Genomic DNA, 24,308 nt, shown 5'->3' with positions numbered 1-24,308 from the left:
CGTCAGCCCTTCTTCTGCCGGACGATCTGCTCCTGCTCGGGCGTCGCCTCGGCGTCGCCCTCCTCCGCGCCCAGGCCCCGGCCGTCCCCGCGCAGGAAGCCCGCGCGGAACTGGTCGATGCCGGCCTCGAGCGCCTGCTCCGTCGCGTCGTCCAGCTTGCCGGTCGAGGCGATCGTCGTCAGGACGTCCGTGCTGCGACGCAGGTGGTCGAGCATCTCGGACTCGAAGCGGCGGACGTCGGCGACGGGCACGTCGTCGAGCTTGCCCTTCGTGCCCGCCCAGACCGAGGCGACCTGCTCCTCGACCGGGTACGGCGAGTACTGGGGCTGCTTGAGCAGCTCCATGAGCCGGGCGCCGCGGGTGAGCTGCGCCCGGGACGCGGCGTCGAGGTCGGAGGCGAACATCGCGAACGCCTCGAGCGAGCGGTACTGCGCGAGCTCGAGCTTCAGCGTGCCCGAGACCTGCTTCATCGCCTTGACCTGCGCGGCACCACCGACGCGGGACACCGAGATGCCCACGTCGACGGCCGGCCGCTGGTCGGCGTTGAAGAGGTCCGACTGGAGGAAGATCTGCCCGTCGGTGATGGAGATGACGTTGGTCGGGATGTAGGCCGACACGTCGTTGGCCTTCGTCTCGATCATCGGCAGGCCCGTCATGGAGCCCGCGCCCAGCTCGTCGGACAGCTTCGCGCAGCGCTCCAGCAGGCGGGAGTGCAGGTAGAAGACGTCGCCGGGGTAGGCCTCGCGGCCCGGCGGGCGGCGCAGCAGCAGGGACACGGCGCGGTACGCCTCGGCCTGCTTGGACAGGTCGTCGAAGACGATGAGGACGTGCTTGCCGCCGTACATCCAGTGCTGGCCGATGGCCGAGCCGGTGTAGGGAGCGAGGTACTTGAAGCCCGCCGGGTCGGACGCGGGCGCCGCGACGATGGTCGTGTACTCCAGCGCGCCGGCCTCCTCGAGGGCGCCGCGCACGGCCGCGATCGTCGAGCCCTTCTGGCCGACGGCGACGTAGATGCAGCGCACCTGCTGGGACGGGTCGCCCGTCTCCCAGTTGGCCTTCTGGTTGATGATCGTGTCGATCGCGATCGCCGTCTTGCCGGTCTGACGGTCGCCGATGATGAGCTGCCGCTGGCCGCGACCGACCGGGATCATCGAGTCGATGGCCTTGATGCCGGTCTGCAGCGGCTCGTGCACCGACTTGCGGGCCATGACGCCGGGGGCCTGCAGCTCCAGGGCACGGCGGCCCTCGGTCACGATCTCGCCCAGGCCGTCGATCGGGTTGCCGAGCGGGTCGACCACGCGGCCGAGGTAACCGTCGCCGACGGCCACGGACAGGACCTCGCCCGTCCGGCGGACCTCCTGGCCCTCCTCGATGCCCGTGAACTCGCCCAGGACGACGACGCCGATCTCGCGGACGTCGAGGTTCAGAGCGAGGCCGAGCGTGCCGTCCTCGAAGCGCAGCAGCTCGTTGGCCATCGCGCCGGGGAGGCCCTCGACCTGCGCGATGCCGTCGCCCGCGAGGACCACGCGGCCGACCTCCTCGGACGCCGCGGCGGCCGGCTCGTAGGTCTGCACGAAGCTGTCCAGCGCGGCGCGGATCTCCTCCGGCCGGATCGTCAGCTCAGCCATTGCTCATCTCCTGTCGTGGCGCCCGGGTCACGGGGCGGGGTAACGCTTCGTTCGGGGGGTGCCGCCCCGGCACGCGGCCGGGGCGGCGGGGCGTCAGCCGGCGAGCCGCCGACGCGCGTCGGCCAGGCGCGACAGCGTCGTGGCGTCCATCACCTGCGGACCGAGCTGCACGCGCAGGCCGCCGATCACGGTGGGGTCGACCACGACGTGCAGCTGCACGGCCCGGCCGGAGGCGCGACGCAGCAGGTCCGACAGCCGCCGCTCCTGCTCCGGCCGCAGCGGCGCCACCGTCGTCACCGTGGCGACCGAACGGCTGCGGCGCTGCGCGGCCACGTCGGACAGGCGGCCGAGCGTGGCCGCGTAGCGGCGGCCGCGCGGGGCCGCGGCGGCCCGGCGTGCGAGCTGCAGCGTCTCCGGGGTCGCGCGCCCACCGAGGATCTGCTCGACGAGCCCCGCCCGCGCCTCCGGGGCGATGCGCGGCTCGACGAGCGTCTGCCGCACCTCCCGCTGGGCGACGAGCACGCGCGAGAACCGGAACAGCTCGTCCTCGACGCGGTCGAGCTCGCCCCGCGCCTGGGCGGAGGCCAGGACGGCGTGGAACGCCAGCCCCTCGACCGCCTCGGCCAGGTCCTCCTGCGCCGACCAGCGGCGACGCACGAGGTCCTGGACGGCCGCGACCGTCCGCGGGTCCGCCCCGCCCAGGAGCCGCCCGACGAGCCCGGCCTTGGCGTCGCCGCCGAGGGCCGGGTCCGTCAGCGTGCGCCGCAGCGAACCGGACCCGTCGAGCGCGTCGACCAGGGCGAACAGCTCCTGCCCCAGCGACGTCGCCTCCGCGCCCGCGGCGGCGAGCACCGGCTCGAAGGCCTGCTCCGCCGCCTCGAACGAGACCCGGCTCGTGCCGCGCATCAGTACCCCTTCGTGTCCGCCGTGCCGGCGGTGGTGGGCTGGGTGGCGTCCAGCTCGTCGAGGAAGCGGTCGACGACGCGGGAGCGGAGCCCCTCGTCCGTCAGCGCCTCGCCGACGATCTTCTCGGCCAGCTGGGTGGCCAGGGCGCCGACGTCGTGCCGCAGGGACACGGCCGCCTGGCGGCGCTCGGCCTCGATCTGGCGGTGCGCCGTCTCGACGACGCGGGCCGCCTCCTCCTGCGCCTTCGTCCGGGCCTCCGCGACGATGGCGGCGCCGTCGGCACGCGCCTCCTCGCGGATGCGGCCGGCCTCCGTGCGCGCGTCCGCCAGCTGGCGGTTGAGCTCGGCGAGCTTCGCGTCGGCCTCGGCCTGGGCGGTCTCCGCCTGGGCCAGGCCGCCCTCGATGCGGCGGGTCCGCTCGTCGAGCACCGTGGTGAAGCGCGGCATCACGTAGCGGATGAAGACGACGAGGATGACGAGCGTGACGACCGCCGACCAGAAGAGGTCGTAGCCGGCGGGGATGAGGACGCTCTGCTCCTCGTGGGTCTCCGCTGCGGCCGTCACGAGGGCCGCGGGGATCGCGGCCGCGCTCACTGGAAGAGGAACCCGGTGATGAGGCCGAGGAGGCCGAGGACCTCGACGAAGCCGATGCCGATGAACATCGTGGTGCGGAGCTGACCGGCGACCTCGGGCTGGCGGGCCATGCCCTCGATGGTCTTGCCGATGAGGATGCCCAGGCCGATACCCGGGCCGATCACCGCGAGGCCGTAGCCGACGGTGGCGATGTTGCCGGAGACCGCGTCGGCCGCCGCGAGGATCATGCTGGTGTCTGCCACGGTGAGTCCGTTCCTTCCGTTGGGTGCCCGACCGGGTGGACGGGCACTCGTGCGTGGTGGGGGTCCGGGACCCCCCGGTGGTGCGGGGTGCTGTACAGGGTGTGGAGCTGGGTCGTGCGGTCCGTCGGGACCAGGCCCCGTGCTGGGCTCGGTGCTGGGCCCGGTGCTGGGCCCCGTGCCCGGCCCCGTGCTGGGCTCAGTGCTCGGTCTCGATCGACAGGTTGATGTACACCGCGCTCAGCACGACGAAGATGTAGGCCTGCAGCGCCGCGATGAAGACCTCGAAGAGCGTGATCGCCAGACCGGCGACGAAGGTCACCGCGCCGAAGGCCTTGAGGGCGGGCGCCGCCTCCAGGATGAAGTAGTTCGTCGCCGCGAAGCACAGGACGAGCATGAGGTGCCCGGCGATCATGTTGGCCACGAGCCGGATGGCGAGCGTCGCCGGCCGCAAGACGAAGACCGTGAGGAACTCGATCGGCGTCAGCAGCACGTACATGGGCGCAGGCACGCCGGCCGGGAACAGGTTCGTCTTGAGGAACCCGCCGAGGCCCTGCCGCTGGATGCCCGCGTGCAGGTAGACCACGTACATGATGAGGGCGAACACGATCGGCAGGCCGATCACCGACGTGCCGGCGATGTTCAGGCCGGGGATGACACCGGTGATGTTGAAGGCGAGGATCGCGAAGAACACCGCGGTCAGGAGCGGCACGTAGCGCCGCGCCTCCTTCTTGCCGAGGATCTCCTCCGCGACGTTGACCCGGACGAAGTCGAGGAGCACCTCGACGACGTTCTGCCCGCGCCCCGGGACGAGCGTCGCGCGCCGCGCCGCCAGGACCATGATCGTGAGCAGGAGGACGGTCGCGATGACCCGGACCATCATGATCCGGTTGAACTCGACGAACGTGCCGTCGAAGGCGATCGCGCCGGGGAAGAAGTCGGCGAGGGTGGGCGCGTGGAAGCCCCCACCCTCCTCGGCGGCGAGCGTCAGGGCGGCGGTCGCGGTGCTGGACAGGTCGCACTCCTGGGGTCTGGGGTGGGCGGGCGAGCATCAGCGCAGGCCACGCCGGTCGGCACCCGGGCCGTCGAGGACGGGGAGAGCCTAACCCATCCTCACCCGCCCTCCGGGCCCCGCCGGGCGCCCGCCGCGGCCGTGCGGTGTGACCTTGCCGACCGGGACGAACGGGAACTACCGGGCACCCACCACCGACCCGGTGACGGGTACGAGGACGGGCTCGACGACGGGCTCGACGACCGGCTCGACGACGGGCACGACGACCGGCTCGACGACGGCGGTCGCCTCCGCCCGGCGTCAGGCGCCGACGTACGGGATCCGGGCCCGTTGCACCGCGCGGTAGTCCAGGAGCGCCGAGCCGATAACACCCACCGCGAGCACGCCCGCGAGCACCGGCCGGCTGTAGAAGTCCATGCCGCGCAGCACCGCCAGCGCCGCCACGACGACGACGACCTTCACCAGCCAGGCCCCCATGACGACGCCTGCCATCGCCTGCGGCGTCGCGTGGGCCGTCCGCAGCATCGACACGATCGTCGTGCCGGAGAACACGAGGGCCAGGCCCACCCCGAGGAGCGCCCCCCACACCCCGGCGGTGCCGGCGGCGAACCAGCCCACCGCGAGCCCCACCACGGCCAGGACGCCGAGGAGGACGAGGACGTCGCGCAGGGCGAGCCGGAAGACGGCCTCCACCTCGCGCGCGGTACCGGACGCGCTGCTTGACGTGCTGCTTGACGTGCTGCCGGACGTGCTGCCGGACGTGCTGCCGGCAGGGGGGGCGGGACGGGGGTCGGGTGCGCTCATCGGGTCTTCTCCGGGGTGGGGGCGCGCACGGCGCCGGGGGGCGTCGGGAGGACGGAGGACCGCTCGTCGGGCCCGTCGGCCGGCCTGTCGTCGGGCCGCTCGTCGGAGGGTCCGTCGGAGCGATCGTCGGCGCGCTCGTCGGGACGAGGGGGCACCGGCGGCGCGGTCGACAGCCCCCGCAGCGTCGCCACGGGCAGCGGCGCCTCCCCGCGGGGCCGCAGCGGCCCGAGGGTCAGCCCCGTCGCGACGAGCACCCCGACGCCGAGCAGCGCGAGCGCCGGCGCCGTCGGCAGCACGACCAGCGAGCCGGTGCCGAACGACACGACGGCCGTCCAGATGTACATGATGAGCACGGCCCGCCGGTGCGTGTGCCCGAGGGCCAGGAGCCGGTGGTGCAGGTGCATGCGGTCGGGGTGGAACGGCGAGCGGCCGGCGCCGACGCGGCGGACGACCGCCAGCACCATGTCCAGGAGCGGCAGGACCAGCACCGCGAGCGGCAGGAGCATGGGCACGTACGCCGGGAAGGACTGCCGGTCCGTCACGGCCTCGGGGTCGATCTGCCCGGTGACGACCACCGCGGCGGCCGCGATGACGAAGCCGAGCACCATGGAGCCGGAGTCGCCCATGAAGATGCGCGCGGGGCTGAAGTTGTGCGGCAGGAACCCCAGGCACGCCCCGACGAGCACCGCGACGACGAGGGTCGCCAGGCTGGAGTAGTCGGTGGGGCTGGCGTCCTGCGTGAGCCGGTACGTGTACAGGAAGTACGCCGTGCCGCCGATGGCGATGACGCCGGCGGCGAGGCCGTCGAGCCCGTCGACGAAGTTCACCGCGTTCATCGCGACGACCACCGTCAGCACCGTCAGGGCCAGCCACATCCGGCTGGAGGCGACCGTGACCCCGCCGAGCGGGAGCTGGTAGAGCTGCACTCCCTGCCACGCCAGGAAGCCGGCCGCCAGCACCTGACCGGTCAGCTTCGTCATCCAGTCCAGGTCCCAGACGTCGTCGGCGACGCCCAGCAGGCACACGAGCCCCGCGCCGCCGAGGATCCCGACGAGGGGGCGCGGGTCGTCGTAGACCCGCTCGAGGAACGGCAGCCGGCTGGCCACGAGCACCGCCGCGAGGATCCCCGCGTACATCGCCAGCCCGCCCAGGCGCGGCGTCGGCACGGTGTGCACGTCCCGCTCCCGCAGGGCCGTGACGGCGCGCCACCGCAGCGCGCACAGGCGCGCGACGGGCGTGGCCAGGTACGTCACGACCGCCGCGACGAGCAGGACGAGGAGGTAGACCCTCACGGCACCGCCTCGTCCCGCCCCTCGACCGGCGTCACCGCGCGCAGGGCCTCCAGACCCACCGCGCCCTCGCGCACGACCCGCAGCACGGGACCGGTCGCGTCGACGATGGTCGAGGCGACGCCGCCGGGGGCCGCACCCGCCTCCAGGTAGACCCGCACGGAGTCGCCGAGCTGCCCGCGCGCCTCCGCGGCCGTCGTCCCCGCGGGCTGCCCGGTCCGGTTGGCGCTGGAGACGGCCAACGGTCCCGTGCGCCGCAGCAGCGCGAGCGCCGCGGGGTGGTCCGGCATCCGCAGCGCGACGGTCCCGTGCGTCTCCCCCAGGTCCCACGCGAGGGACGGCTGCGCCGCGAGGATGAGCGTGAGCCCGCCCGGCCAGAACGCCTCGGCGAGGGCGCGTGCGCCGTCGGGCACCGCGGTGGCCAGGCCGTCCAGCACCGGCAGCGACCCGACGAGCACCGGCGGCGGCATCTGCCGGCCACGGCCCTTCGCGTCGAGCAGGGCCTGCACCGCGGGCGGCGTGAACGCGTCGGCGGCGATGCCGTAGACGGTGTCCGTCGGCAGCACCACGAGCTCGCCGCGGGCGAGCGTCTGCACGGCGTCGTCGAGGGCCGGACCCCAGGTGGTCGGGTCGCTGACGTCGTGGAGGCGCGCGGTCACGGGGCCGAGTCTGTCACGCGCGCCCGTGCGCCCCGGGGCCGCCGCGCGACGAGCGTGCGGGGCCGGCCCGTGAGGTCGGGCAACGTCGCGACGTCCATGAAGCCCTCCGCGGCGGCGGCCGCACGGAGCGCGGTGTACTGCACCTCGGCGTGCTCGACGACGAGCAGGCCGCCGGGGGCCAGCAGGCGGGCGCCGGCCGCGAGCACCGCGCGCGGCACGTCGAGGCCGTCCATCCCGCCGCCCCACAGGGCGAGGGCGGGGTCGTGGTCGCGCACCTCGGGGTCGACCGGCTCCGCGTCGGGCGGGATGTAGGGCGGGTTCGAGACGAGCACGTCGACCATGCCGTCCAGCTCCGCGAGCAGGGCCCGCTCCCGCACGTCCCCGACGAGGGCCTCGACCGTGACGCCCTGCGCGGCGGCGTTGCGCGCGGTGAGGTCGACGGCGGCGGGCGAGGCGTCGACCGCGACGACCCGCGCGCCCGGCACCTCGACGGCCAGGGAGACCGCGAGGGGTCCCGCGCCGCAGCACAGGTCGACGACGAGCGGCGGCCGCCCGGACGCGGCCACGCGCCGCGCCTCGGCCACCGCGGGCTCCGCGACCGTCTCCGTCTCGGGCCGCGGCACGAACACGCCGGGCTCGACGAGCAGCACCACCCGGCGGAAGCCCGTCCGGCCGACGAGGTGCTGCAGCGGCTCCCGGCGCGCCCGCCGCTCGACGAGCCCCGCGTAGCGCGCGGCGAACCCGGGCGGCGCCTCGTCGGGCGCGAGCAGGACGTGGTCCACCCCCAGCACGTGCGCCGCCAGCGCGGCGGCGTCGGGTCGCGGCGAGGGGACCCCGGCCTCCGCGAGCAGCCGCGCGGCGCCCTGCACGGCCGCGCGCACCGACAGGGTCCCTTCCGATGGCCCTGCCGACGGCCCTGCCGACGGCCCTGCCGACGGCCCTGCCAGGTTCTCGGCCGCCCGCCCGTCCACGGGAGCGTCGCCGCTCACGCCTCGGCCAGCCCGGCCAGCCGCGCCGCCTCGTCCGCCTCGACGGCGGACCGGACGACGGGACCGAGGTCGCCGTCGAGCACGGCGTCGAGGTTGTACGCCTTGTACCCCGTGCGGTGGTCGGCGATCCGGTTCTCCGGGAAGTTGTACGTGCGGATGCGTTCGGAGCGGTCCACCGTGCGGACCTGGGACCGGCGCGCGGCGCTCGCCGCGGCGGCCGCCTCCTCCTGCCGGGCGGCCAGCAGCCGTGCGCGCAGCACCCGCAGCGCCTGCTCGCGGTTCTGCAGCTGGGACTTCTCGTTCTGCATCGACACGACGATGCCCGTCGGCAGGTGCGTGATGCGCACGGCGGAGTCGGTCGTGTTGACGGACTGCCCGCCGGGGCCGGAGGACCGGAACACGTCGATGCGCAGGTCGTTCGGGTCCACGGCGACCTCGGCCTCGTCGTCCGCCTCGGGCAGGACGAGCACGCCCGCCGCCGAGGTGTGGATCCGGCCCTGCGACTCCGTGACCGGGACGCGCTGCACCCGGTGGACGCCGCCCTCGTACTTCAGGTGCGCCCAGACGCCGTCCTCGGGCGCCACCGCGCCGCGGGCCTTGACCGCGAGCTGCACGTCCTTGAACCCGCCGAGGTCCGACTGCGTCGCCTCCAGCACCTGGGTGGCCCAGCCCTCACGCTCGGCGTAGCGCTGGTACATGCGCAGCAGGTCGCCCGCGAACAGGGCCGACTCCTCGCCGCCCTCCCCCGCCTTGATCTCGAGGATGACGTCGCGCCCGTCGTCGGGGTCGCGCGGCACCAGCACGCGCCGCAGCCGCTCCGCCGCGGCGTCCGCCGCCGCGAGCAGGCCGGGCAGCTCGGCCGCGAAGCCCTCGTCGAGGTCGGCGAGCTCCGCCGCCGCGTCGGCGTCGTCCCGGGCCTGGCGCCACGCGACGTGGGCGGCGACCACGCGGCCGAGCTCGGCGTACCGGCGGCCGAGGCGGCGCGCCAGGCCGGCGTCGGCGTGGACGGCGGGGTCCGCCAGCCGGCGCTCGATGTCGGCGTGCTCGGCCAGCAGGGGGCCGGCGGCGGCGAACGCGTCAGCGGCGGGGACGGACATGGGGGCCCTTCGGCAGAGGGGGGGTCAGGACCGCGCGGCGCCTGGCAGGGCGGCACGGTCCGGGAACGACACAGCGCCGGCACCGGACGCGGTCACGACCATGGAGGGCCGTCGACCGCGCCGGTGCCGGCGCTGCGGGGGTGCTACTTGGCGGACCGCTTGCCGTAGCGGGCCTCGAAGCGGGCCACGCGGCCGCCGGTGTCGAGGATCTTCTGCTTGCCCGTGTAGAACGGGTGGCAGGCGCTGCACACGTCGGCGCGGATCTCGCCGGAGGTCACCGTCGAGCGCGTCACGAACGTGGCGCCGCACGTGCAGACCACCTGGGTGGGCACGTACTGCGGGTGGATGTCAGCCTTCACGGGGGGTTCTCCTCAGGGGGTTGCGTCTCCGGGTCCCGCGCGGGCTCGCACAGGTGAACCGCAGACCGACCGGACAGTCTGCCACAACACCGCGGACCCCCTCCACCTTCCCGAACCAGGTGCCCGCCGTCGTCCCGGCTCCCCGCCCGGTCCTGGCACCCGTCCTCCTGCCGGTCCGCCTCGGTCCCCATGCTCTCGGTCCCCATGCTCTCGGTCCCTATGCTGTCGGGGTGCCGCCCGACGACCGCACCGCCGCGGCCGCCGGCACCCCCCGTCGCCTCACGGTGGCCCTCGTCCTCGACGACGGCCTGGACCGCCCCGACGGCGTCCAGCAGTACGTGCTGGCGGTGGCCGCCGGCCTGCGGGGGCGCGGTCACGACGTGCACCTCGTCGCCTCGACCACCGAGCGCACCGACCTGCCCGGGCTGCACGTCCTCGGACGGCACACCGGCGTCAGCTTCAACGGCAACCTGCTGCGCACCCCGCTGCCCGCGCCGGCCACCGCGGTGCGCCGCCTGCTGACGGAGGTGCCCGTCGACGTGCTGCACGTCGCCATGCCGTACTCCCCCCTCCTCGCCGGGCGGGTGGTGGCGCGGGTGCCGGCGCACGTCGGCGTCGTCGGCACCTTCCTCATCGCGACGGAGTCGCCGGTGGTCGAGGCCGGCGCGCGCGCCCTGGCCGTGGTCGCACGCCCGACGCTGCGCCGGTTCGACGAGGTCCTCGCCCTGTCCACGCCCGCCGCCGACCTGGCGCGGCGTGCCTTCGGGCTGCGCACCACGGTGCTCGGCATGCCGCTGGACCTCGCCGGGCTGCAGGCCGCCGGCGCCGGGGTCGGTGCGGACGCCCCCGGCCCGGGCGCTCCCGTCCCGGGCGCCCCCGGCACCTCCGTCGGCGACGAGGACGACCCCGACCGGCCCGTGCGCCTCGTCTTCCTCGGCCGGCTCGTCGAGCGCAAGGGCGCGCGCGAGCTCGTCGCCGCGCTGGACCACCTCGCCCGGCACCGGCTCACGCGCCGGCCGTGGCACCTCGTGCTCGCCGGCCGCGGTCCCCTGGAGGCCGAGCTCCGGCGCGCGCTGGCCGCGGCGGGTCTGGCCGACCGGGTCACGCTGCCGGGGTTCGTCGCGGAGGCGGACAAGCCCGCGCTGCTGGCCGGCGCCGACGTCGTCGTGCTGCCGTCCACCGGCGGGGAGAGCTTCGGCATCTCCGTGGTGGAGGCGCTCGCGTGCGCGCGCGGGGTCGTCCTGGCCGGGGACAACCCCGGCTACCGGGCGACGATGGAGGGCCTCGAGGACCAGCTCGTCGAGGCCCGGGACGTGCGCGCCTTCGCCGCGGCGCTCGCGCGCTGGGTCGACGACCCGCCCGCTCGTCGCGCGGCCGTCGCCGGGCAGCGGGCCGTCGCCCGGCGCCACGAGCGCGACGCGGTGCTCGACGGCGTCGAGGCGGCCTACGCCCGTGCCCTCGCCGCGCGGTCGGCCCCCAGGGCCCCGGCGACCCCCGCCGCCCGGGCGGCCCGCCGTCGGTGACCCCACGCCCGGGCCGGCGCCCGTCGCCGCCCCTCGTCACGGACTCCGGGGCCGACCGGCGCCCGCCCCTCGCCGGCCCGCCCCCGCCCGGTACACCGACGCCGGCGGTCGTGCGCCGGCTCGTCGCCGCGGGCGCCACCGCCACGCCCGTGTGGCACAACGAGCACGGGGGCCTGACCTACCGCGTGCAGGAGACCGCACCCGCGGGCACCGGGACGACGGGCTTCCTGAAGTGGGCCCCGCACGGGTCCGGCCTCGACCTCGCGGCCGAGGCCGCGCGGCTGGCGTGGGCGCGGCCCCACGCCGCGGTCCCCGAGGTCCTGGCCCGTGGCGAGGACGCGGACGGCACCTGGCTGCGCACCGCCGCGCTGACCGGCACGTCGGCCGTCGACGCGCGCTGGCGCCGCGACCCGGCACGGGCCGCGGCCGGGGTGGGCGCCGGCCTGCGGGCCCTGCACGACGCCCTCCCCGTCGCCGGCTGCCCGTTCACGTGGTCGCTCGAGGACCGCGTCGCGGCCGCCCGCGCCCGGCTCGCCGCCGGCGACGGGCCCGCCGCCTGGGCACCGGAGCACGCCGCGCTCGGACCCACGGAGGTCCTCGTGCGGCTCGCGGACCCGCCGCCCGTCGACCCCGTCGTCTGCCAGGGGGACGCCTGCACGCCCAACACGCTGCTCGGCGACGACGGCGCCGCGACCGGTCACGTCGACCTCGGCCGGCTCGGGGTGGCCGACCGGTGGGCGGACCTCGCCGTGGCGGCGTGGTCGTTCACCTGGAACCACGGGCCGGGGTACGAGCACCTCGTCGTCGCCGCGTACGGCGTCACGCCCGACCCGCGCCGCAACGCCTTCTACCGGCTGCTCTGGGACGTGTCCTGAGGCGCGCCCCGGACGCCGACGGCCCGCCCCGAGGTGCGGGACGGGCCGTGGGCGGGGGCGACGAGGGCGTCAGACCGTGCGGCCCAGCGTGTCGTCGCCGGCGCCGGCACCCGCGGGCGTCGTCTTCTGCACCTGCAGGAGGAACTCGACGTTCGACCGCGTCTCGCGCAGCTTGCCGATGAGCAGCTCGACGGCCTGCTGCTGGTCGAGCCCGCCCATGACCCGGCGGAGCTTCCAGACGATCTTGAGCTCGTCGGGCGCGATGAGGATCTCCTCGCGGCGGGTGCCGGAGGCGTTGACGTCCACCGCCGGGAAGATGCGCTTGTCCGCCAGCGAGCGGGACAGCCGCAGCTCCATGTTCCCCGTGCCCTTGAACTCCTCGAAGATGACCTCGTCCATCTTCGAGCCCGTCTCGACGAGGGCCGACGCGAGGATCGTCAGCGACCCGCCGTGCTCGATGTTGCGCGCCGCACCGAAGAAGCGCTTCGGCGGGTACAGCGCCGCGGCGTCCACGCCGCCGGACAGGATGCGGCCCGACGCCGGCGCGGCGAGGTTGTAGGCCCGGGACAGGCGCGTGAGCGAGTCCAGCAGCACCACGACGTCCTGGCCCAGCTCGACGAGGCGCTTGGCCCGCTCGATGGCCAGCTCGGCGACGACCGTGTGGTCGGAGGCGGGGCGGTCGAAGGTCGAGGCGATGACCTCGCCCTTGACCGTCCGCTCCATGTCCGTGACCTCCTCGGGGCGCTCGTCGACGAGCACGACCATGAGGTGGACCTCGAGGTTGTTCGTGGTGATCGCGTTGGCGATCTGCTGCATGATGATCGTCTTGCCGGCCTTGGGGGGCGCGACGATGAGGCCGCGCTGCCCCTTGCCGATCGGGGCGACGATGTCGATGACGCGCGGGGTCAGCCGGTTCGGCTCGGACTCCAGGCGCAGGCGCTCCTGCGGGTAGAGCGGCGTCAGCTTGGTGAACTCGGGCCGCTGGCGCGCCTCCTCCGGCGTCAGGCCGTTGACCGTGTCGAGGCGGACGAGCGCGTTGAACTTGTTCGTCCGGGCGCCGGGCGCCGTGCTCTCGCCCTCGCGCGGCTGGCGCACCGCACCGGTGATGGCGTCGCCCCGGCGCAGGCCGGCCTTCTTCACCTGGCCGAGGGAGACGTAGACGTCGTTCGGCCCCGGCAGGTACCCGGTGGTGCGGACGAACGCGTAGGAGTCGAGGACGTCGAGGATGCCCGCGATGGGCAGCAGCACGTCGTCGTCCGCCACGTCGACCTCGACGTCGCCGACGAGGTCGCCGGGCACGCGCCCGCGGCCCCGCTTGCGGGTGTCGCGGTCGCGGAACCGGTCGCGTGAGCGCCGGCGACGTCCGCCGCGCTCGTCGTCCTCGTAGCCGTCGCCGCCGACCTGGCGCAAGCCCTGGCCGTCGCCGGTCAGGCCGTCCCCGGTCGGGAGCTCGCGGACCTGGCCCTCGCGGGGCTGGCCCTCACGGGCACCGGTCCCGAGGGCGTCGCGCCCCGCGGTGTCGCGGCCGCGCGCCGGCTGGCCGACCGCGTCGCCCTCGGTGCCGCGGGGGCCCCGGCGGGTGCGACGGTCGCCGCCGCGGTCGTCCGCCTCGCCGCCGAGGCGGGCGTCGAGGGCCGCCTCGAGCCCGGCGAGCGCGTCCTCGCGCCGCGGGCGACGGGCGCGGGCCCCGGTCGGGGCGTCCGCGGCGTCGCCGTCGGGCTCGGTGCCGCGGGCGTCCGGGCGCCGGTCGTCCGTGCGCGGCGACTCGCCCCGCTCGTCACGGACGGGGCGACGGCGCTCGTCGCCGCGCGCCCCCGTCGCGTCGGGCGCGGTGCGCCGGGCCGCCACCTCGGGACGGGCGGCCGGCAGCTCCAGCGCCGGCACGCTCGTCGTCGTCGCTGCCGTCGTGGCGACCGCCGTCGCGCCGGGACGCTCGTCGGCACCCGGAGCAGCGGCGCCCGCCGTCGTGCTCGGGGTCGTGCTCGGGGTCGTCGTGGGGGCCGTCGTCGGGGTCGTCGTCGCGGTGACCTCGGCCGACGCCGCCGTCGCGTCGGCCGGGGCCGTGGCGCGCGTGGCGCGGCGGCGCGGCGCGCGCGTGGCCGGCGCGGCGTCGGTGCCGTCGGCCGTGACGGTCGTCGCGGTGCGGGACGTCTCGAGCGGCTGCGGGCGCTGCCCGCCGCTCGCCCCGCGGATCGCCTGCACGAGGTCCCCCTTGCGCATCTTGCTCGTGCCCCGCACGCCCAGCTGGGCGGCCAGCGCCTGCAGCTCCGGCAGGCGCATCGCCGCGATGGCGGCGTCAGGGGCGGACCCGCCGGAGGTGCTCACGGCAGGCTGGATGGTGTCTGTCACGAAGGACCCTTCCCCCTCGTCGGCGGCCGCCGCTGCGGGACGGCCGGTCCGTGCGGGCGCGTGCCGGCACGGGGTTGGAGCGCCGCGGTCACCGGTGTCGGTGCGAGCAGCGGCTGGGATCGTCCCCCGCCGGACTCCGCCTCGACTCCGCCATGGAGCGGGGCTCGTCGGGGCCGGCGGGCTCGGGCGGGGCCGTGCGGCGGAGGTGCGCCGACGGCACCGGTAGGGCAGCACCGGTCTCGGGGGGACGGGAGGACAATAGCACCCGGGCCCCTCGCGGCCCTGGACGGCGACGCAGATCACGTCGAGGACCACCCGCACGGCGCAGCGCCGCGCCCCTCGGATCGACCTGCCGATCGACCTGCCGATCGACCGGCCGGTGGACCAGCCGGCCGCCCCGGGTCACGCCCCGACGGCGTGCCCTCCCCGCGTCGCGACGCCCGGGCTCAGGACGCGCCAGCCCCCCATCGCCCCGCCGAAGGCGGCGTCGAGCGCCTCCGCCGCCGGCACCCGTCCGTCGGCGTCGCGGACGCCGAGCACGAGGACGGTCGGCCCCGCCCCCGACACCACGGCCGGCACCCCCGCCCGCCGCAGGACGTCCACGAGCGCGAGCGAGTCGGGCATGACCTCGCGCCGGTACTCCTGGTGGAGCCGGTCGGCGGTCGCCGCGAGCAGCAGCTCCGGCCGGCGGCCCAGCGCCTCGACGAGCAGTGCCGCCCGCGCCAGCGCGAACGCGGCGTCGGCGTGCGGCACCTGCGCGGGCAGGACCGAGCGCGCCCGTGCGGTGGCCAGGCGGACCGGCGGCACCGCGACGAGCGGCACCACGGACGGGTGCAGCGGCAGCCCGACCGCGTGCGGCCCGGGCGTCCAGGCGAGGGTGAGCCCGCCGAGCACCGCGGGCGCCGCGTTGTCGGGGTGCCCCTCGAGCCGGGTGGCGAGGGTCAGCACCGCGGCCGCGTCGAGCTCGTCGGGCTCCCCCAGCAGCGCGCGGGCGGCGAGGATGCCGCCGACGACCGCGGCGGCGGACGACCCGAGCCCGCGCCCGTGCGGGATCCGGTTGGTGCACCGCAGGTGCAGGCCCGTCCGCGGCGCCCCCACCTCGTCGAGCGTCTCGAGCAGCGCGCGGGCGACGAGGTGCCGCTCGTCGTCGGCCACCTCCCCGGCCCCCTCGCCGACGACCTCCACCGTGACCGCCGCCCGCGGGTGCGCCCACACCTCGACCTCGTCCTGCAGGTCGAGGGCGAGGCCGAGGGCGTCGTAGCCGGGGCCGAGGTTCGCGCTGGTCGCGGGCACCCGCACCCGCACGTGCTCCGTGCGCAGGCGCACGGCGGTCAGAGGCCGAGCGCGGCGGCGACCGACACGACGTCGGCGCCCACGCGCTCGGGGACGACGTCGCTGCCGTCGGCGGCGCGCAGGGCCCACTGCGGGTCCTTGAGGCCGTGGCCGGTGACCGTCACGACGATCCGGGCGCCGGCCGGGACGCGCCCCTGCTCGTGCAGCGCCAGCAGGCCCGCGATCCCTGCGGCCGACGCCGGCTCGACGAAGACCCCGTTCTCGGCGGACAGGAACCGGTGCGCGGCGAGGATCTGCTCGTCGGTCACGGCCTCGACCAGGCCCCCCGACGTGTCCCGCGCCTCCTGCGCCTGGGGCCAGGAGGCCGGGTTGCCGATCCGGATCGCCGTGGCGACCGTCTCGGGGTGCGTGACGGGGTGGCCGAGCACGATCGGCGCGGCGCCGGCGGCCTGGAAGCCCCACATGGCGGGGGTCCGGGTGGCGAGCGCCGGCAGGTCCGCGCCGGCGTCGAGCCCCGCGTACTCGCGGTAGCCCTTCCAGTAGGCGGTGATGTTGCCCGCGTTGCCGACCGGCAGGACGTGGATGTCCGGCGCGTCGCCGAGGGCGTCGACGACCTCGAACGCGGCGGTCTTCTGCCCCTCGATGCGGTCCGGGTTGACCGAGTTGACGAGCTCGACGGGGTACGCCTCGGCCAGCTTGCGGGCGGCGACGAGGCAGTCGTCGAAGTTGCCGTCGACCTGCAGGAGGCGGGCGCCGTGCGCGATCGCCTGGGACAGCTTGCCCATGGCGATCTTGCCGTCGGGCACGAGGACCGCGCAGACCATGCCGGCGCGCGTCGCGTAGGCGGCGGCCGCCGCGGAGGTGTTGCCCGTGCTCGCGCACACGACGGCCTTCGCGCCGCGGTCCGCCGCCGCCGACATCGCCGTCGTCATCCCGCGGTCCTTGAAGGACCCGGTCGGGTTCATGCCCTCGACCTTCGCGAACACCTCGGCCCCGATGCGCTCGGAGAGCACCGGCAGCGGCACGAGCGGTGTGCCGCCCTCGGCCAGGGTGACGACGGTGCGCTGCACGTGCGCCGGCAGGCGGTCGGCGTACTCGGCGATCACGCCACGCCACTGGTGGGCCATCAGGGCTCCTCGACTCGCAGGACGGACAGCACGGAGACCACGTCGCGGACGGCGTCGAGGTCCCGCAGCGCCTCGACCGTCGCGTGCAGGGCCGCGGCGGTGGCGGTGTGGGTGGTGAGGACGAGCACGGCTGCACCCGCCGCGCCGTCGGGCTCGACGGTCTGCTGCACCGCCTCGATGGAGATCCCGCGCTCGGCGAGCTCGGAGGCGACCTGGGCGAGCACGCCGGGCCGGTCGTCGACCTCGAGGCGGAGCTGGAAGCGGCTGCGCGCGAGCCCGGGGTCCTGCACGGGCAGCTCGGCGTAGGAGGACTCGACCGGGCCGCGACCGCCCAGCACGCGGTGCCGGGCCACCGACACGACGTCGCCCAGCACGGCCGACGACGTCGGCGCCCCGCCGGCGCCGCGCCCGTAGAACATGAGCTCCCCCGCGGCCTCCGCCTCGACGAAGACCGCGTTGAAGGCGCCGCGCACACCGGCCAGGGGGTGCCCGGCGGGGACGAGCGCCGGGCGGACGTGCACGTCCAGGGCGCCGCCGTCCGGCCCGTCCACTTGCTCGGCGACCGCGAGCAGCTTCAGGACGTGGCCTGTGCGCGCCGCCGACGCGACGTCCTGCGCCGTGAGCCCGGTGATCCCGGTGCGGTCGACGTCGTCGAGCCGCACCCGGGTGTGGAACGCGAGGGAGGCGAGGATGGCGGCCTTCGCGGCGGCGTCGTGGCCCTCGACGTCGGCCGTCGGGTCGGCCTCCGCGTAGCCCAGCGCCTGCGCCTCGGCGACGGCGGCGGCCAGGTCGAGGCCGTCGGTGGCCATCCGGTCGAGGACGTAGTTCGTCGTGCCGTTGACGATGCCGAGCACCCGGCGCACCCGGTCCCCGACGAGCGACTCCCGCACCGGCCGGACGATGGGGATGGCACCCGCGACCGCGGCCTCGAAGTACAGGTCGACGCCCGCGGCGTCCGCCGCGGCGTAGAGGGTGGGCCCGTCCTGCGCCAGGAGCGCCTTGTTGGCGGTGACGACCGACGCGCCGCCGCGCAGCGCGCGCAGGAGCAGCCCGCGGGCCGGCTCGATGCCGCCCATGACCTCCACGACGACGTCCGCGCGGTCCACCAGCGCCTCGGCGTCCGTCGTCAGCAGGGCCCGGTCGACGACGGCGTCGCGGGGTGCCGACACGTCGCGGACCGCGACGCCGACGAGCTCGAGCGGCGCGCCCACGCGGGAGGCGAGGTCCGCCGCCTGCGTCGTGAGCAGCCGCACGACCTCCGTCCCGACGACGCCGCAGCCGAGCAGGGCGACCCGCAGCGGCGCGCCCCCGGTCGTCGTCGGCCGCGGGTCCGGTGCGCTCACGGGGGCTGCCTCCTGGCGATGGGTCGGTACGGCGGCTCGTCCGGAGGACGAGGACGGCACCCGCGTGGTCCGGGGCGGGCGGGTCACAGGATAGGGGTGGCGGTGCCGGGGACCGGGCGTCCGTCCGCGAGCGCCCGTCCGCGGGACGCGCTATCCCAGGTCGAGCGCGAGCAGGTCCTCGACGGTCTCGCGGCGCACGAGGACGCGGGCGGCCCCGTCGCGGACCGCGACGACGGGCGGGCGCGGCACCTGGTTGTAGTTGGACGCCATCGACCGTCCGTAGGCGCCGGTGGCCGGGACGACGAGCAGGTCGCCCGCGCGCACGTCGCCGGGCAGCACCACGTCGCGCACGACCACGTCACCGCTCTCGCAGTGCTTGCCGACCACGCGCGCCGGCACCCCCGGGGCGTCCGACACCCGGTCGCCGAGCTCGGCGTGGTAGCTCGCGCCGTACAGCGCGGTGCGCAGGTTGTCGCTCATGCCGCCGTCGACGGAGACGTACGTCCGTACGGTCCCGTCCTCGGTGCGCACGGGCTTGACCGTGCCGACCTCGTAGACCGTCAGCCCCGCCGGCCCCGCGATCGCACGGCCCGGTTCGATGGAGAACCGCGGCAGCGGCTGGTCCAGCTCGGCCGCCACCGCGGCGACCCCCTGCGCGAGCCGCCCGGCGACGACCACCGGGTCCAGCGCGCGCTCGCCCGGCAGGTGGGCGATGCCGTAACCGCCGCCGAGGTCGACCTCGGGCACGAGCACGCCCGTGCGCCGGGCCAGCTCGCCGCGCAGCGTGAGCACGGCCCGTGCGGCCACGACGAAGCCCTCCGCGTCGAGGATCTGCGAGCCGATGTGGCTGTGGATCCCGACGAGCTCGAGCCCCGGGTGGTCCAGCACCGCGAGCAGCGCCGTCATCGCCGGGCTGTCCTGCGCCCCGGCCGGGACGGCGACGGACAGCCCGAACTTCTGGTCCTCGTGGGCGGTCGAGATGTACTCGTGGCCGCCCGCGTGCACGCCGGTGGTCACGCGCACCATGACCGGCACCCGCACGTCGTGCCGCTGCGCGACGGCCGCCACCCGCCCGATCTCGACGAGCGAGTCGAGCACGACCCGACCGACGCCGGCGGCCACCGCGGCCTCGAGCTCCGCGTCGGACTTGTTGTTGCCGTGCAGGCCGATGTGGGCGCCGGGCACGCCGGCTCGCAGCGCCACGGCCAGCTCCCCACCGGTGGCGGTGTCGATGCGCAGCCCCTCGTCGTGCACCCACCGCGCCACCGCGACCGTCAGCAGCGCCTTGCCGGCGTAGTACACGTCCACGCCGGCGCCCACGGCGGCGAAGGCCTCGGTGAACGCGTCCCGGTAGGCGCGGGCCCGCGCACGCAGGTCGGCCTCGTCGAGCAGGTAGGCGGGCGTGCCGTGCGCGGCGACGAGCTCGCGCAGGTCGGCGCCGGCCACCCGGAGGGCGCCGTCGGGCCCCCGGGTGACGCCGGCCGACCACGGCTCGCCGGGCACGGAGGTGGGGACGGGGGTGCCGGTCGTCGTCGGCGCGGGACCGGCCGCGACGTCGGGACGGCCGTCGCCGGCTGCGTCCCCGGCTGCCTCGTCCGCGGCGCCGGTCACATCCGCTCCGGCGCGCTCACCCCGAGCAGCCCCAGCCCGTTGGCGAGGACCTGCCGCGTCGCGTCGTTGAGCCACAGCCGCGTGCGGTGGGTGTCGGAGACGGTCTCGTCGCCGAAGGGGGTGACGCGGCGCTGGTCGTACCACTTGTGGTACGCGCCGGCCAGCTCCTCGAGGTAGCGGGCGACGCGGTGCGGCTCGCGCAGCTCGGCGGCCTGCGCGACGATCCGCGGCAGCTCCGCGAGCTGCCCGAGCAGCACCGCCTCCGACTCGTGGTCCAGCAGGGAGGCGTCGAAGCCGTCCTCGCGGCGCACGCCGGCGTCGGCCGCGTTGCGCCCGACGTTGACCGTGCGGGCGTGGGCGTACTGCACGTAGAAGACCGGGTTCTCGTTCGTCGCCCGGGACAGCAGGTCCAGGTCGAGGTCGATGCTCGAGTCCGCCGACGAGCGCGCCAGCGAGTACCGCGCGGCATCGACGCCGACCGCGTCGACGAGGTCGTCGATCGTCACGACCGTCCCCGCGCGCTTGCTCATGCGCATCGGCTGCCCCTCGCGCACGAGGTTCACCATCTGCCCGATGAGGATCTCGAGGTTGACGTGCGGGGTGTCCCCGAAGGCCGCGCAGACGGCCATCATGCGGCCGATGTACCCGTGGTGGTCGGCGCCGAGCATGATGACGACGCGGTCGGCGCCGCGCTCGCGCTTGTCGAGGTAGTAGGCGATGTCACCGGCGATGTACGCGGCCTCGCCGTCGGACTTGATGACGACACGGTCCTTGTCGTCGCCGAAGTCCGTGGTGCGCAGCCACACGGCGCCGTCGGCGTCGTACACGTGGCCGAGCTCCCGCAGGCGGGCCACCGCGCGCTCCACCGCACCGCTCTCGTGCAGCGAGTCCTCGTGGAAGTACACGTCGAAGTCGACGCGGAACGCGTGCAGCGAGGCCTTGATCTCGCCGAACATGAGCTCCACGCCGCGGGCGCGGAACGCCTCCGTCGCCTCGGCAGCGGGCAGCGTGCGCGGGTCCGGCTCCCCCGCCGCGAGCGCGTCGGCCACGACGCGGTCGGCGATGTCGGCGATGTACTGCCCGCCGTAGCCGTCCTCGGGCGCGTCCTGACCGAGGGCGCGTGCCAGCAGCGAGCGGGCGAAGCGGTCGATCTGCGCGCCGTGGTCGTTGAAGTAGTACTCCCGGGTCACCGAGGCGCCGGAGGCCTGCAGGACGCGCGCGAGGCTGTCCCCCACCGCCGCCCAGCGCACGCCGCCGATGTGCAGCGGACCGGTCGGGTTGGCCGAGACGAACTCGAGGTTGAGCGCGACCCCCGCGAGGGTGTCGTTGCGGCCGTACGCCTCCCCCTGCTCGACGACGGTGCGGGCGAGCTCGCCCGCGGCGGCTGCGTCGAGGCGCACGTTGAGGAAGCCGGGGCCGGCCACCTCGACGGATGCGACGCCCGGCGTCGCGCCGAGCCGGGCCGCCAGGTCGGCCGCCAGGTCCCGGGGGTTCGTGCCGGCCTTCTTGCCCAGCTGCAGCGCGACGTTCGTCGCCCAGTCCCCGTGCTCGCGCTGGCGCGGCCGCTCCATGCGCACCTCGTCGGGCAGCAGCGCCGGGTCGAGCGCGAGGGTGCCGTCCTCGACGGCCTGCACGAGGGCGGCGCGGACGGCCTGCGCCAGCTGGAGGGGGGTCACCGGGCCAGGGTACCGAGGCCGTGGGCACGGCCCGGCGGTCGTCCGCCGGGGCGACCTCGCTGGCCCTGGGACGACCTCGCGGTGTTGACTGCACGCCATGCCGCAGCGGGGAGCCCTCCGGGGATGACACGACGGACCGGACTCATCGACGGCGCGGTCGAGGCCCTGCGCGCACGGATCGTCTCCGGCGAGTGGCCGGTCGGCACCCGCATCCCCCCGGAGCCGGCGCTCGTCGAGCTGCTGGGCGTGGGCCGCAACACCGTGCGCGAGGCGGTGCAGTCCCTCGCGCACTCCGGCCTCGTCGAGCGGCGGCAGGGGTCCGGCACCTACGTGCTGTCGACCTCCGAGCTCGCGGTGTCCATGGGTCGGCACATGGTCGACGCCCGCCAGCGCGACGTCATCGAGGTGCGCCGCGCGCTCGAGGTCGAGGCAGGACGCCTGGCAGCCCGGCGGCGCTCCGCCACGGACGCGAGCACGCTCCTGCGCTGCCGCGACGAGCGGTCCGCCGCCTACGAGGCCGGCGACATGGACCGCATGGTCGCCACGGACCTCGCCCTGCACCGCGCGGTGCTGCTGGCCGCGGCCAACCCGGTGCTGCTGACGCTCTACGACAACCTCATCGACGCCATCGGCGAGAACATCCGGTTCAACTTCGTCGGCGACACGCACGGCCCCCACGCGCACGACGGCCTCATCGAGGCCATCGTCGCCGGGGACGTCGAGCGCGCCGTGGAGGAGACGAACACGTACCTGTCGGAGTTCCTCTCCCAGCACGACGAGGCGCGGCCCACGGCGGTGGCGCGGTGAGCGGGGGCGCGGTGAGCGGAGGCGCGGTGAGCGGAGGCGCGGTGAGCGGGGGTGCGGTGAGCGGTGCGGTCGTCCCGGTCGAGGTCGCGCCCGGGATGCCGGCGCTCGACGTGACAGGTCCCGCGGCGACGGCGCGCGTGCTGCTGCAGGGTGCGCACGTGCTGTCCTGGCAGCCGGCGGGCGGCCGGCCCGGGCTGTGGCTGAGCTCCGCGACGCGCTGGGAGCCGGGCGTGCCGGTGCGCGGCGGCGTCCCGGTCTGCTTCCCGTGGTTCGGCCCGCACGGGCACGACCGGTCCGCCCCGGCGCACGGGTTCGCGCGGCGCGTGCCGTGGTCCCTCGTCGGGTCCGAGGTGGACGGCGACGTCGTCCGCGTCGTGCTCGGGCTCGAGGACGACGAGGCGACGCGCGCGAGCGCCTGGCCCCACCGCTTCTCCGCGCGCCTGGCGGTGGCGGTCGGACGCGAGCTCGGCCTCGCGCTCACCGTCACCAACACGGACGACGAGGCCTGGACGTACGAGGCCGCGCTGCACACCTACCTGCGGGTGCCGGGCCTCGACGGGACCCGCGTGCTCGGCCTGGAGGACGCGCCCTGGGACGACCGCGTCGACGGCGGGCGGCACGCACCCGCCGGGACGCCGGTGACCTTCCCCGGGCAGGTCGACCGGACCTACGCGCACGGCGGGCGCACCGTGCTGGACACGGCCGACGGGACGACGGAGGTGCTGCCCGCCGGCGCCTCCGCGACCGTGGTGTGGAACCCGGGCGCGGAGGTCGCCGCCGGGATGGCGGACGTGGGACCGGGCGAGCACAGGGGGTTCGTCTGCGTCGAGACGGCCGCCGTGGCCCCCGCCGCGGTCCGGCTCGAGCCGGGCGAGCAGCACACGCTGACGGTCACGTACCGGCAGGGCTGATAGGCTCCCTGCCCGTGCCGGTCCGCCGGCGCCCGCCCGCGTAGCTCAGTGGATAGAGCGTCTGCCTCCGGAGCAGAAGGTCGAAGGTTCGAGTCCTTTCGCGGGCACCTCAGGAGGTCAGGTCGACGACGACCTTGACGTCGTCGTCCTGCGCCTCGAACGCTTCGGCGTACCGGTCGAGGGGCACGGTCCGCGTGACGAGCCGCCGCAGCCACGCCTCGTCGGCCTGCGCGAGGGCTTGGGCGGCCAGCCGGTAGTGCCCATGGTTGGCGTTCACCTACCCGATGACCGCGTCGTTCTCCAGCACGAGCTCGCGGTTGAGCGCGCCCGCGTCCACCTGCAGCCGGCGCCCGGCCGGCGAGACGCCCGTCAGGCAGGTGATGCCGTACGAGGCGGTCGCGCCGATCGCGCCGAGGACCAGGGACCCGACGCCGGTCGCCTCGATGACGACGTCCGGCGTCACGTGCTCCACGAGCGCCTCCAGCCCCTCGTGGTGGTACGTCGCCCCGAGGTCGCGCACGAGCTCGGGCTTGACCCCGTCGGCGACCCGGTCCAGCACGTGCACCTCCAGGCCCTGCTGCACGCCGATCATCGCGGCGAGCAGGCCGATCGGCCCGGCGCCGGTGACGACCGCGGTCCGGGGCTCGAACCAGGCGCGCTCCCCCACCCGACGCACCTGGTCCCACGCCTTGGCGACGACCGTGGTCGGCTCTATGAGCACGCCCACCTCGGCCAGGCCGGGGTCGAGCCGGACCGCGTAGTCCGCCTCGACGACCCACCGCTCGCTGCCGTAGCCGTCCACCTGCTTGATGCCCCGCTCGACGTAGCCCCCGTTGCGGCACATGTCGAACTCCCCGTGGGCGCACGCGCCGCACGGCACGGGGTCCGGCCGCCGCACGATGCCGACGACGAGGTCGCCGGGCGCCAGGTCGCCGCCGTCCGGCGCCCGCAGGACCCGGCCGAGCGATTCGTGACCGAGCACGAGGCGGTCGCGGCCCTCCGGCGCCCAGCCGTACAGGCCGTCGGCGATCTCCCGGTCCGTGCCGCAGACCCCGAGCGCGAGGCCCTCGACGAGGACCTCGTCGGGACCCGGCTCCGGCTCGGGCAGGTCGGTGAGCTGCAGGGACCCGGCCTGGCCGGGGGCGACGGTGAGGGCGCGCATCGGGATCTCCTGGGGTGCGGGCCGCCCGCGCCGGACGGCGACGGACGGGGACGCCC

General features: G+C 76.0%; 21 protein-coding genes, 1 tRNA gene and 1 pseudogene. 5 read left to right on the top strand and 18 right to left on the bottom strand.

Annotated elements, in window-relative coordinates; genetic code table 11:
* Window positions 1–2: 2 nt before the first annotated feature.
* From atpA to rpmE, 11 genes are all read right to left on the bottom strand, one after another.
* Complete coding sequence (gene atpA, locus AC2TDM_RS06310; RefSeq protein WP_090035059.1) at window positions 3–1,628, bottom strand: F0F1 ATP synthase subunit alpha; 1,626 nt, start codon at window positions 1,626–1,628, stop codon at window positions 3–5.
* Window positions 1,629–1,721: 93 nt separating this feature from the next.
* Window positions 1,722–2,534 (bottom strand): F0F1 ATP synthase subunit delta, encoded by an 813-nt coding sequence (locus tag AC2TDM_RS06305; RefSeq protein WP_090035057.1) that lies wholly within the window; start codon window positions 2,532–2,534, stop codon window positions 1,722–1,724.
* Complete coding sequence (locus AC2TDM_RS06300; RefSeq protein ID WP_484636156.1) at window positions 2,534–3,127, bottom strand: F0F1 ATP synthase subunit B; 594 nt, start codon at window positions 3,125–3,127, stop codon at window positions 2,534–2,536. Before AC2TDM_RS06300 ends, AC2TDM_RS06305 begins: the two co-directional genes overlap by 1 nt.
* Window positions 3,124–3,354, bottom strand: a complete 231-nt coding sequence (atpE, locus tag AC2TDM_RS06295; RefSeq protein ID WP_090035051.1) for an ATP synthase F0 subunit C — start codon at window positions 3,352–3,354, stop codon at window positions 3,124–3,126. Before atpE ends, AC2TDM_RS06300 begins: the two co-directional genes overlap by 4 nt.
* A 211-nt stretch (window positions 3,355–3,565) precedes the next feature.
* Window positions 3,566–4,357 carry a F0F1 ATP synthase subunit A gene (atpB, locus tag AC2TDM_RS06290; protein ID WP_090035048.1) on the bottom strand — a complete coding sequence of 264 codons (792 nt, stop codon included), beginning with the start codon at window positions 4,355–4,357 and terminating at the stop codon, window positions 3,566–3,568.
* Window positions 4,358–4,678: 321 nt separating this feature from the next.
* The gene (locus AC2TDM_RS06285; protein WP_484636155.1) at window positions 4,679–5,182 is read right to left on the bottom strand and encodes a Cg1360 family ATP-synthase-associated protein; all 504 of its coding nucleotides are present in this window, start codon (window positions 5,180–5,182) and stop codon (window positions 4,679–4,681) included.
* On the bottom strand, window positions 5,179–6,474 hold the full coding sequence (locus AC2TDM_RS06280; RefSeq protein ID WP_484636154.1) for an MraY family glycosyltransferase: 1,296 nt from the start codon (window positions 6,472–6,474) through the stop codon (window positions 5,179–5,181). The genes AC2TDM_RS06285 and AC2TDM_RS06280 overlap by 4 nt, the downstream gene beginning before the upstream one ends.
* Window positions 6,471–7,130, bottom strand: coding sequence for an L-threonylcarbamoyladenylate synthase (locus AC2TDM_RS06275; RefSeq protein WP_484636153.1), 660 nt, complete (start codon window positions 7,128–7,130; stop codon window positions 6,471–6,473). Before AC2TDM_RS06275 ends, AC2TDM_RS06280 begins: the two co-directional genes overlap by 4 nt.
* Window positions 7,127–8,011 (bottom strand): peptide chain release factor N(5)-glutamine methyltransferase, encoded by an 885-nt coding sequence (gene prmC / locus AC2TDM_RS06270; protein ID WP_484636152.1) that lies wholly within the window; start codon window positions 8,009–8,011, stop codon window positions 7,127–7,129. Before prmC ends, AC2TDM_RS06275 begins: the two co-directional genes overlap by 4 nt.
* Window positions 8,012–8,115: 104 nt before the next feature.
* A complete protein-coding gene (gene prfA / locus AC2TDM_RS06265; RefSeq protein WP_090035037.1) occupies window positions 8,116–9,216 on the bottom strand; it encodes a peptide chain release factor 1 in 1,101 nt (366 codons plus the stop codon).
* Window positions 9,217–9,359: 143 nt separating this feature from the next.
* Entirely contained in the window at window positions 9,360–9,575 is a 216-nt protein-coding gene (gene rpmE / locus AC2TDM_RS06260) for a 50S ribosomal protein L31 (protein WP_090035034.1), read from the bottom strand.
* A gap of 230 nt (window positions 9,576–9,805) precedes the next feature.
* Between rpmE and AC2TDM_RS06255 the strand changes: the two genes are divergently transcribed.
* Together AC2TDM_RS06255 and AC2TDM_RS06250 are read left to right on the top strand one after the other, a co-directional pair.
* The gene (locus AC2TDM_RS06255; RefSeq protein ID WP_484636151.1) at window positions 9,806–11,098 is read left to right on the top strand and encodes a glycosyltransferase family 4 protein; all 1,293 of its coding nucleotides are present in this window, start codon (window positions 9,806–9,808) and stop codon (window positions 11,096–11,098) included.
* Window positions 11,099–11,208: 110 nt separating this feature from the next.
* Entirely contained in the window at window positions 11,209–11,973 is a 765-nt protein-coding gene (locus AC2TDM_RS06250; RefSeq protein WP_484636150.1) for a phosphotransferase, read from the top strand.
* Window positions 11,974–12,042: 69 nt separating this feature from the next.
* Here AC2TDM_RS06250 and rho read toward each other — a convergent pair whose 3' ends face one another.
* From rho to argS, 6 genes are all read right to left on the bottom strand, one after another.
* Complete coding sequence (rho, locus tag AC2TDM_RS06245) at window positions 12,043–14,322, bottom strand: transcription termination factor Rho (protein ID WP_484636149.1); 2,280 nt, start codon at window positions 14,320–14,322, stop codon at window positions 12,043–12,045.
* Between the two features lie 402 nt (window positions 14,323–14,724).
* The gene (gene thrB, locus AC2TDM_RS06240; protein WP_484636148.1) at window positions 14,725–15,648 is read right to left on the bottom strand and encodes a homoserine kinase; all 924 of its coding nucleotides are present in this window, start codon (window positions 15,646–15,648) and stop codon (window positions 14,725–14,727) included.
* 5 nt (window positions 15,649–15,653) lie between these two features.
* Complete coding sequence (thrC, locus tag AC2TDM_RS06235) at window positions 15,654–16,742, bottom strand: threonine synthase (RefSeq protein ID WP_090035025.1); 1,089 nt, start codon at window positions 16,740–16,742, stop codon at window positions 15,654–15,656.
* On the bottom strand, window positions 16,742–18,085 hold the full coding sequence (locus AC2TDM_RS06230) for a homoserine dehydrogenase (RefSeq protein ID WP_484636147.1): 1,344 nt from the start codon (window positions 18,083–18,085) through the stop codon (window positions 16,742–16,744). Before AC2TDM_RS06230 ends, thrC begins: the two co-directional genes overlap by 1 nt.
* A 150-nt stretch (window positions 18,086–18,235) precedes the next feature.
* A complete protein-coding gene (lysA, locus tag AC2TDM_RS06225; protein ID WP_484636400.1) occupies window positions 18,236–19,588 on the bottom strand; it encodes a diaminopimelate decarboxylase in 1,353 nt (450 codons plus the stop codon).
* Window positions 19,589–19,692: 104 nt separating this feature from the next.
* Entirely contained in the window at window positions 19,693–21,372 is a 1,680-nt protein-coding gene (argS, locus tag AC2TDM_RS06220; protein WP_090035020.1) for an arginine--tRNA ligase, read from the bottom strand.
* A 123-nt stretch (window positions 21,373–21,495) separates the two neighbouring features.
* Here argS and AC2TDM_RS06215 point away from each other — a divergent pair, with 123 nt between their 5' ends.
* From AC2TDM_RS06215 to AC2TDM_RS06205, 3 genes are all read left to right on the top strand, one after another.
* The gene (locus tag AC2TDM_RS06215) at window positions 21,496–22,179 is read left to right on the top strand and encodes a FadR/GntR family transcriptional regulator (RefSeq protein WP_090035019.1); all 684 of its coding nucleotides are present in this window, start codon (window positions 21,496–21,498) and stop codon (window positions 22,177–22,179) included.
* 26 nt (window positions 22,180–22,205) lie between these two features.
* The gene (locus AC2TDM_RS06210) at window positions 22,206–23,090 is read left to right on the top strand and encodes a D-hexose-6-phosphate mutarotase (RefSeq protein ID WP_484636146.1); all 885 of its coding nucleotides are present in this window, start codon (window positions 22,206–22,208) and stop codon (window positions 23,088–23,090) included.
* Between the two features lie 34 nt (window positions 23,091–23,124).
* Window positions 23,125–23,197, top strand: a tRNA-Arg gene (locus AC2TDM_RS06205).
* Between the two features lie 2 nt (window positions 23,198–23,199).
* Here AC2TDM_RS06205 and AC2TDM_RS06200 read toward each other — a convergent pair.
* Window positions 23,200–24,252 (bottom strand): annotated as a pseudogene (locus tag AC2TDM_RS06200) (glucose 1-dehydrogenase).
* Window positions 24,253–24,308: the final 56 nt, after the last annotated feature.

Source organism: Cellulomonas sp. plas2 (assembly GCF_057221735.1).
Note: the sequence above shows the minus strand (reverse complement) of the source record. Positions and strands in the feature narration are given on the sequence as shown.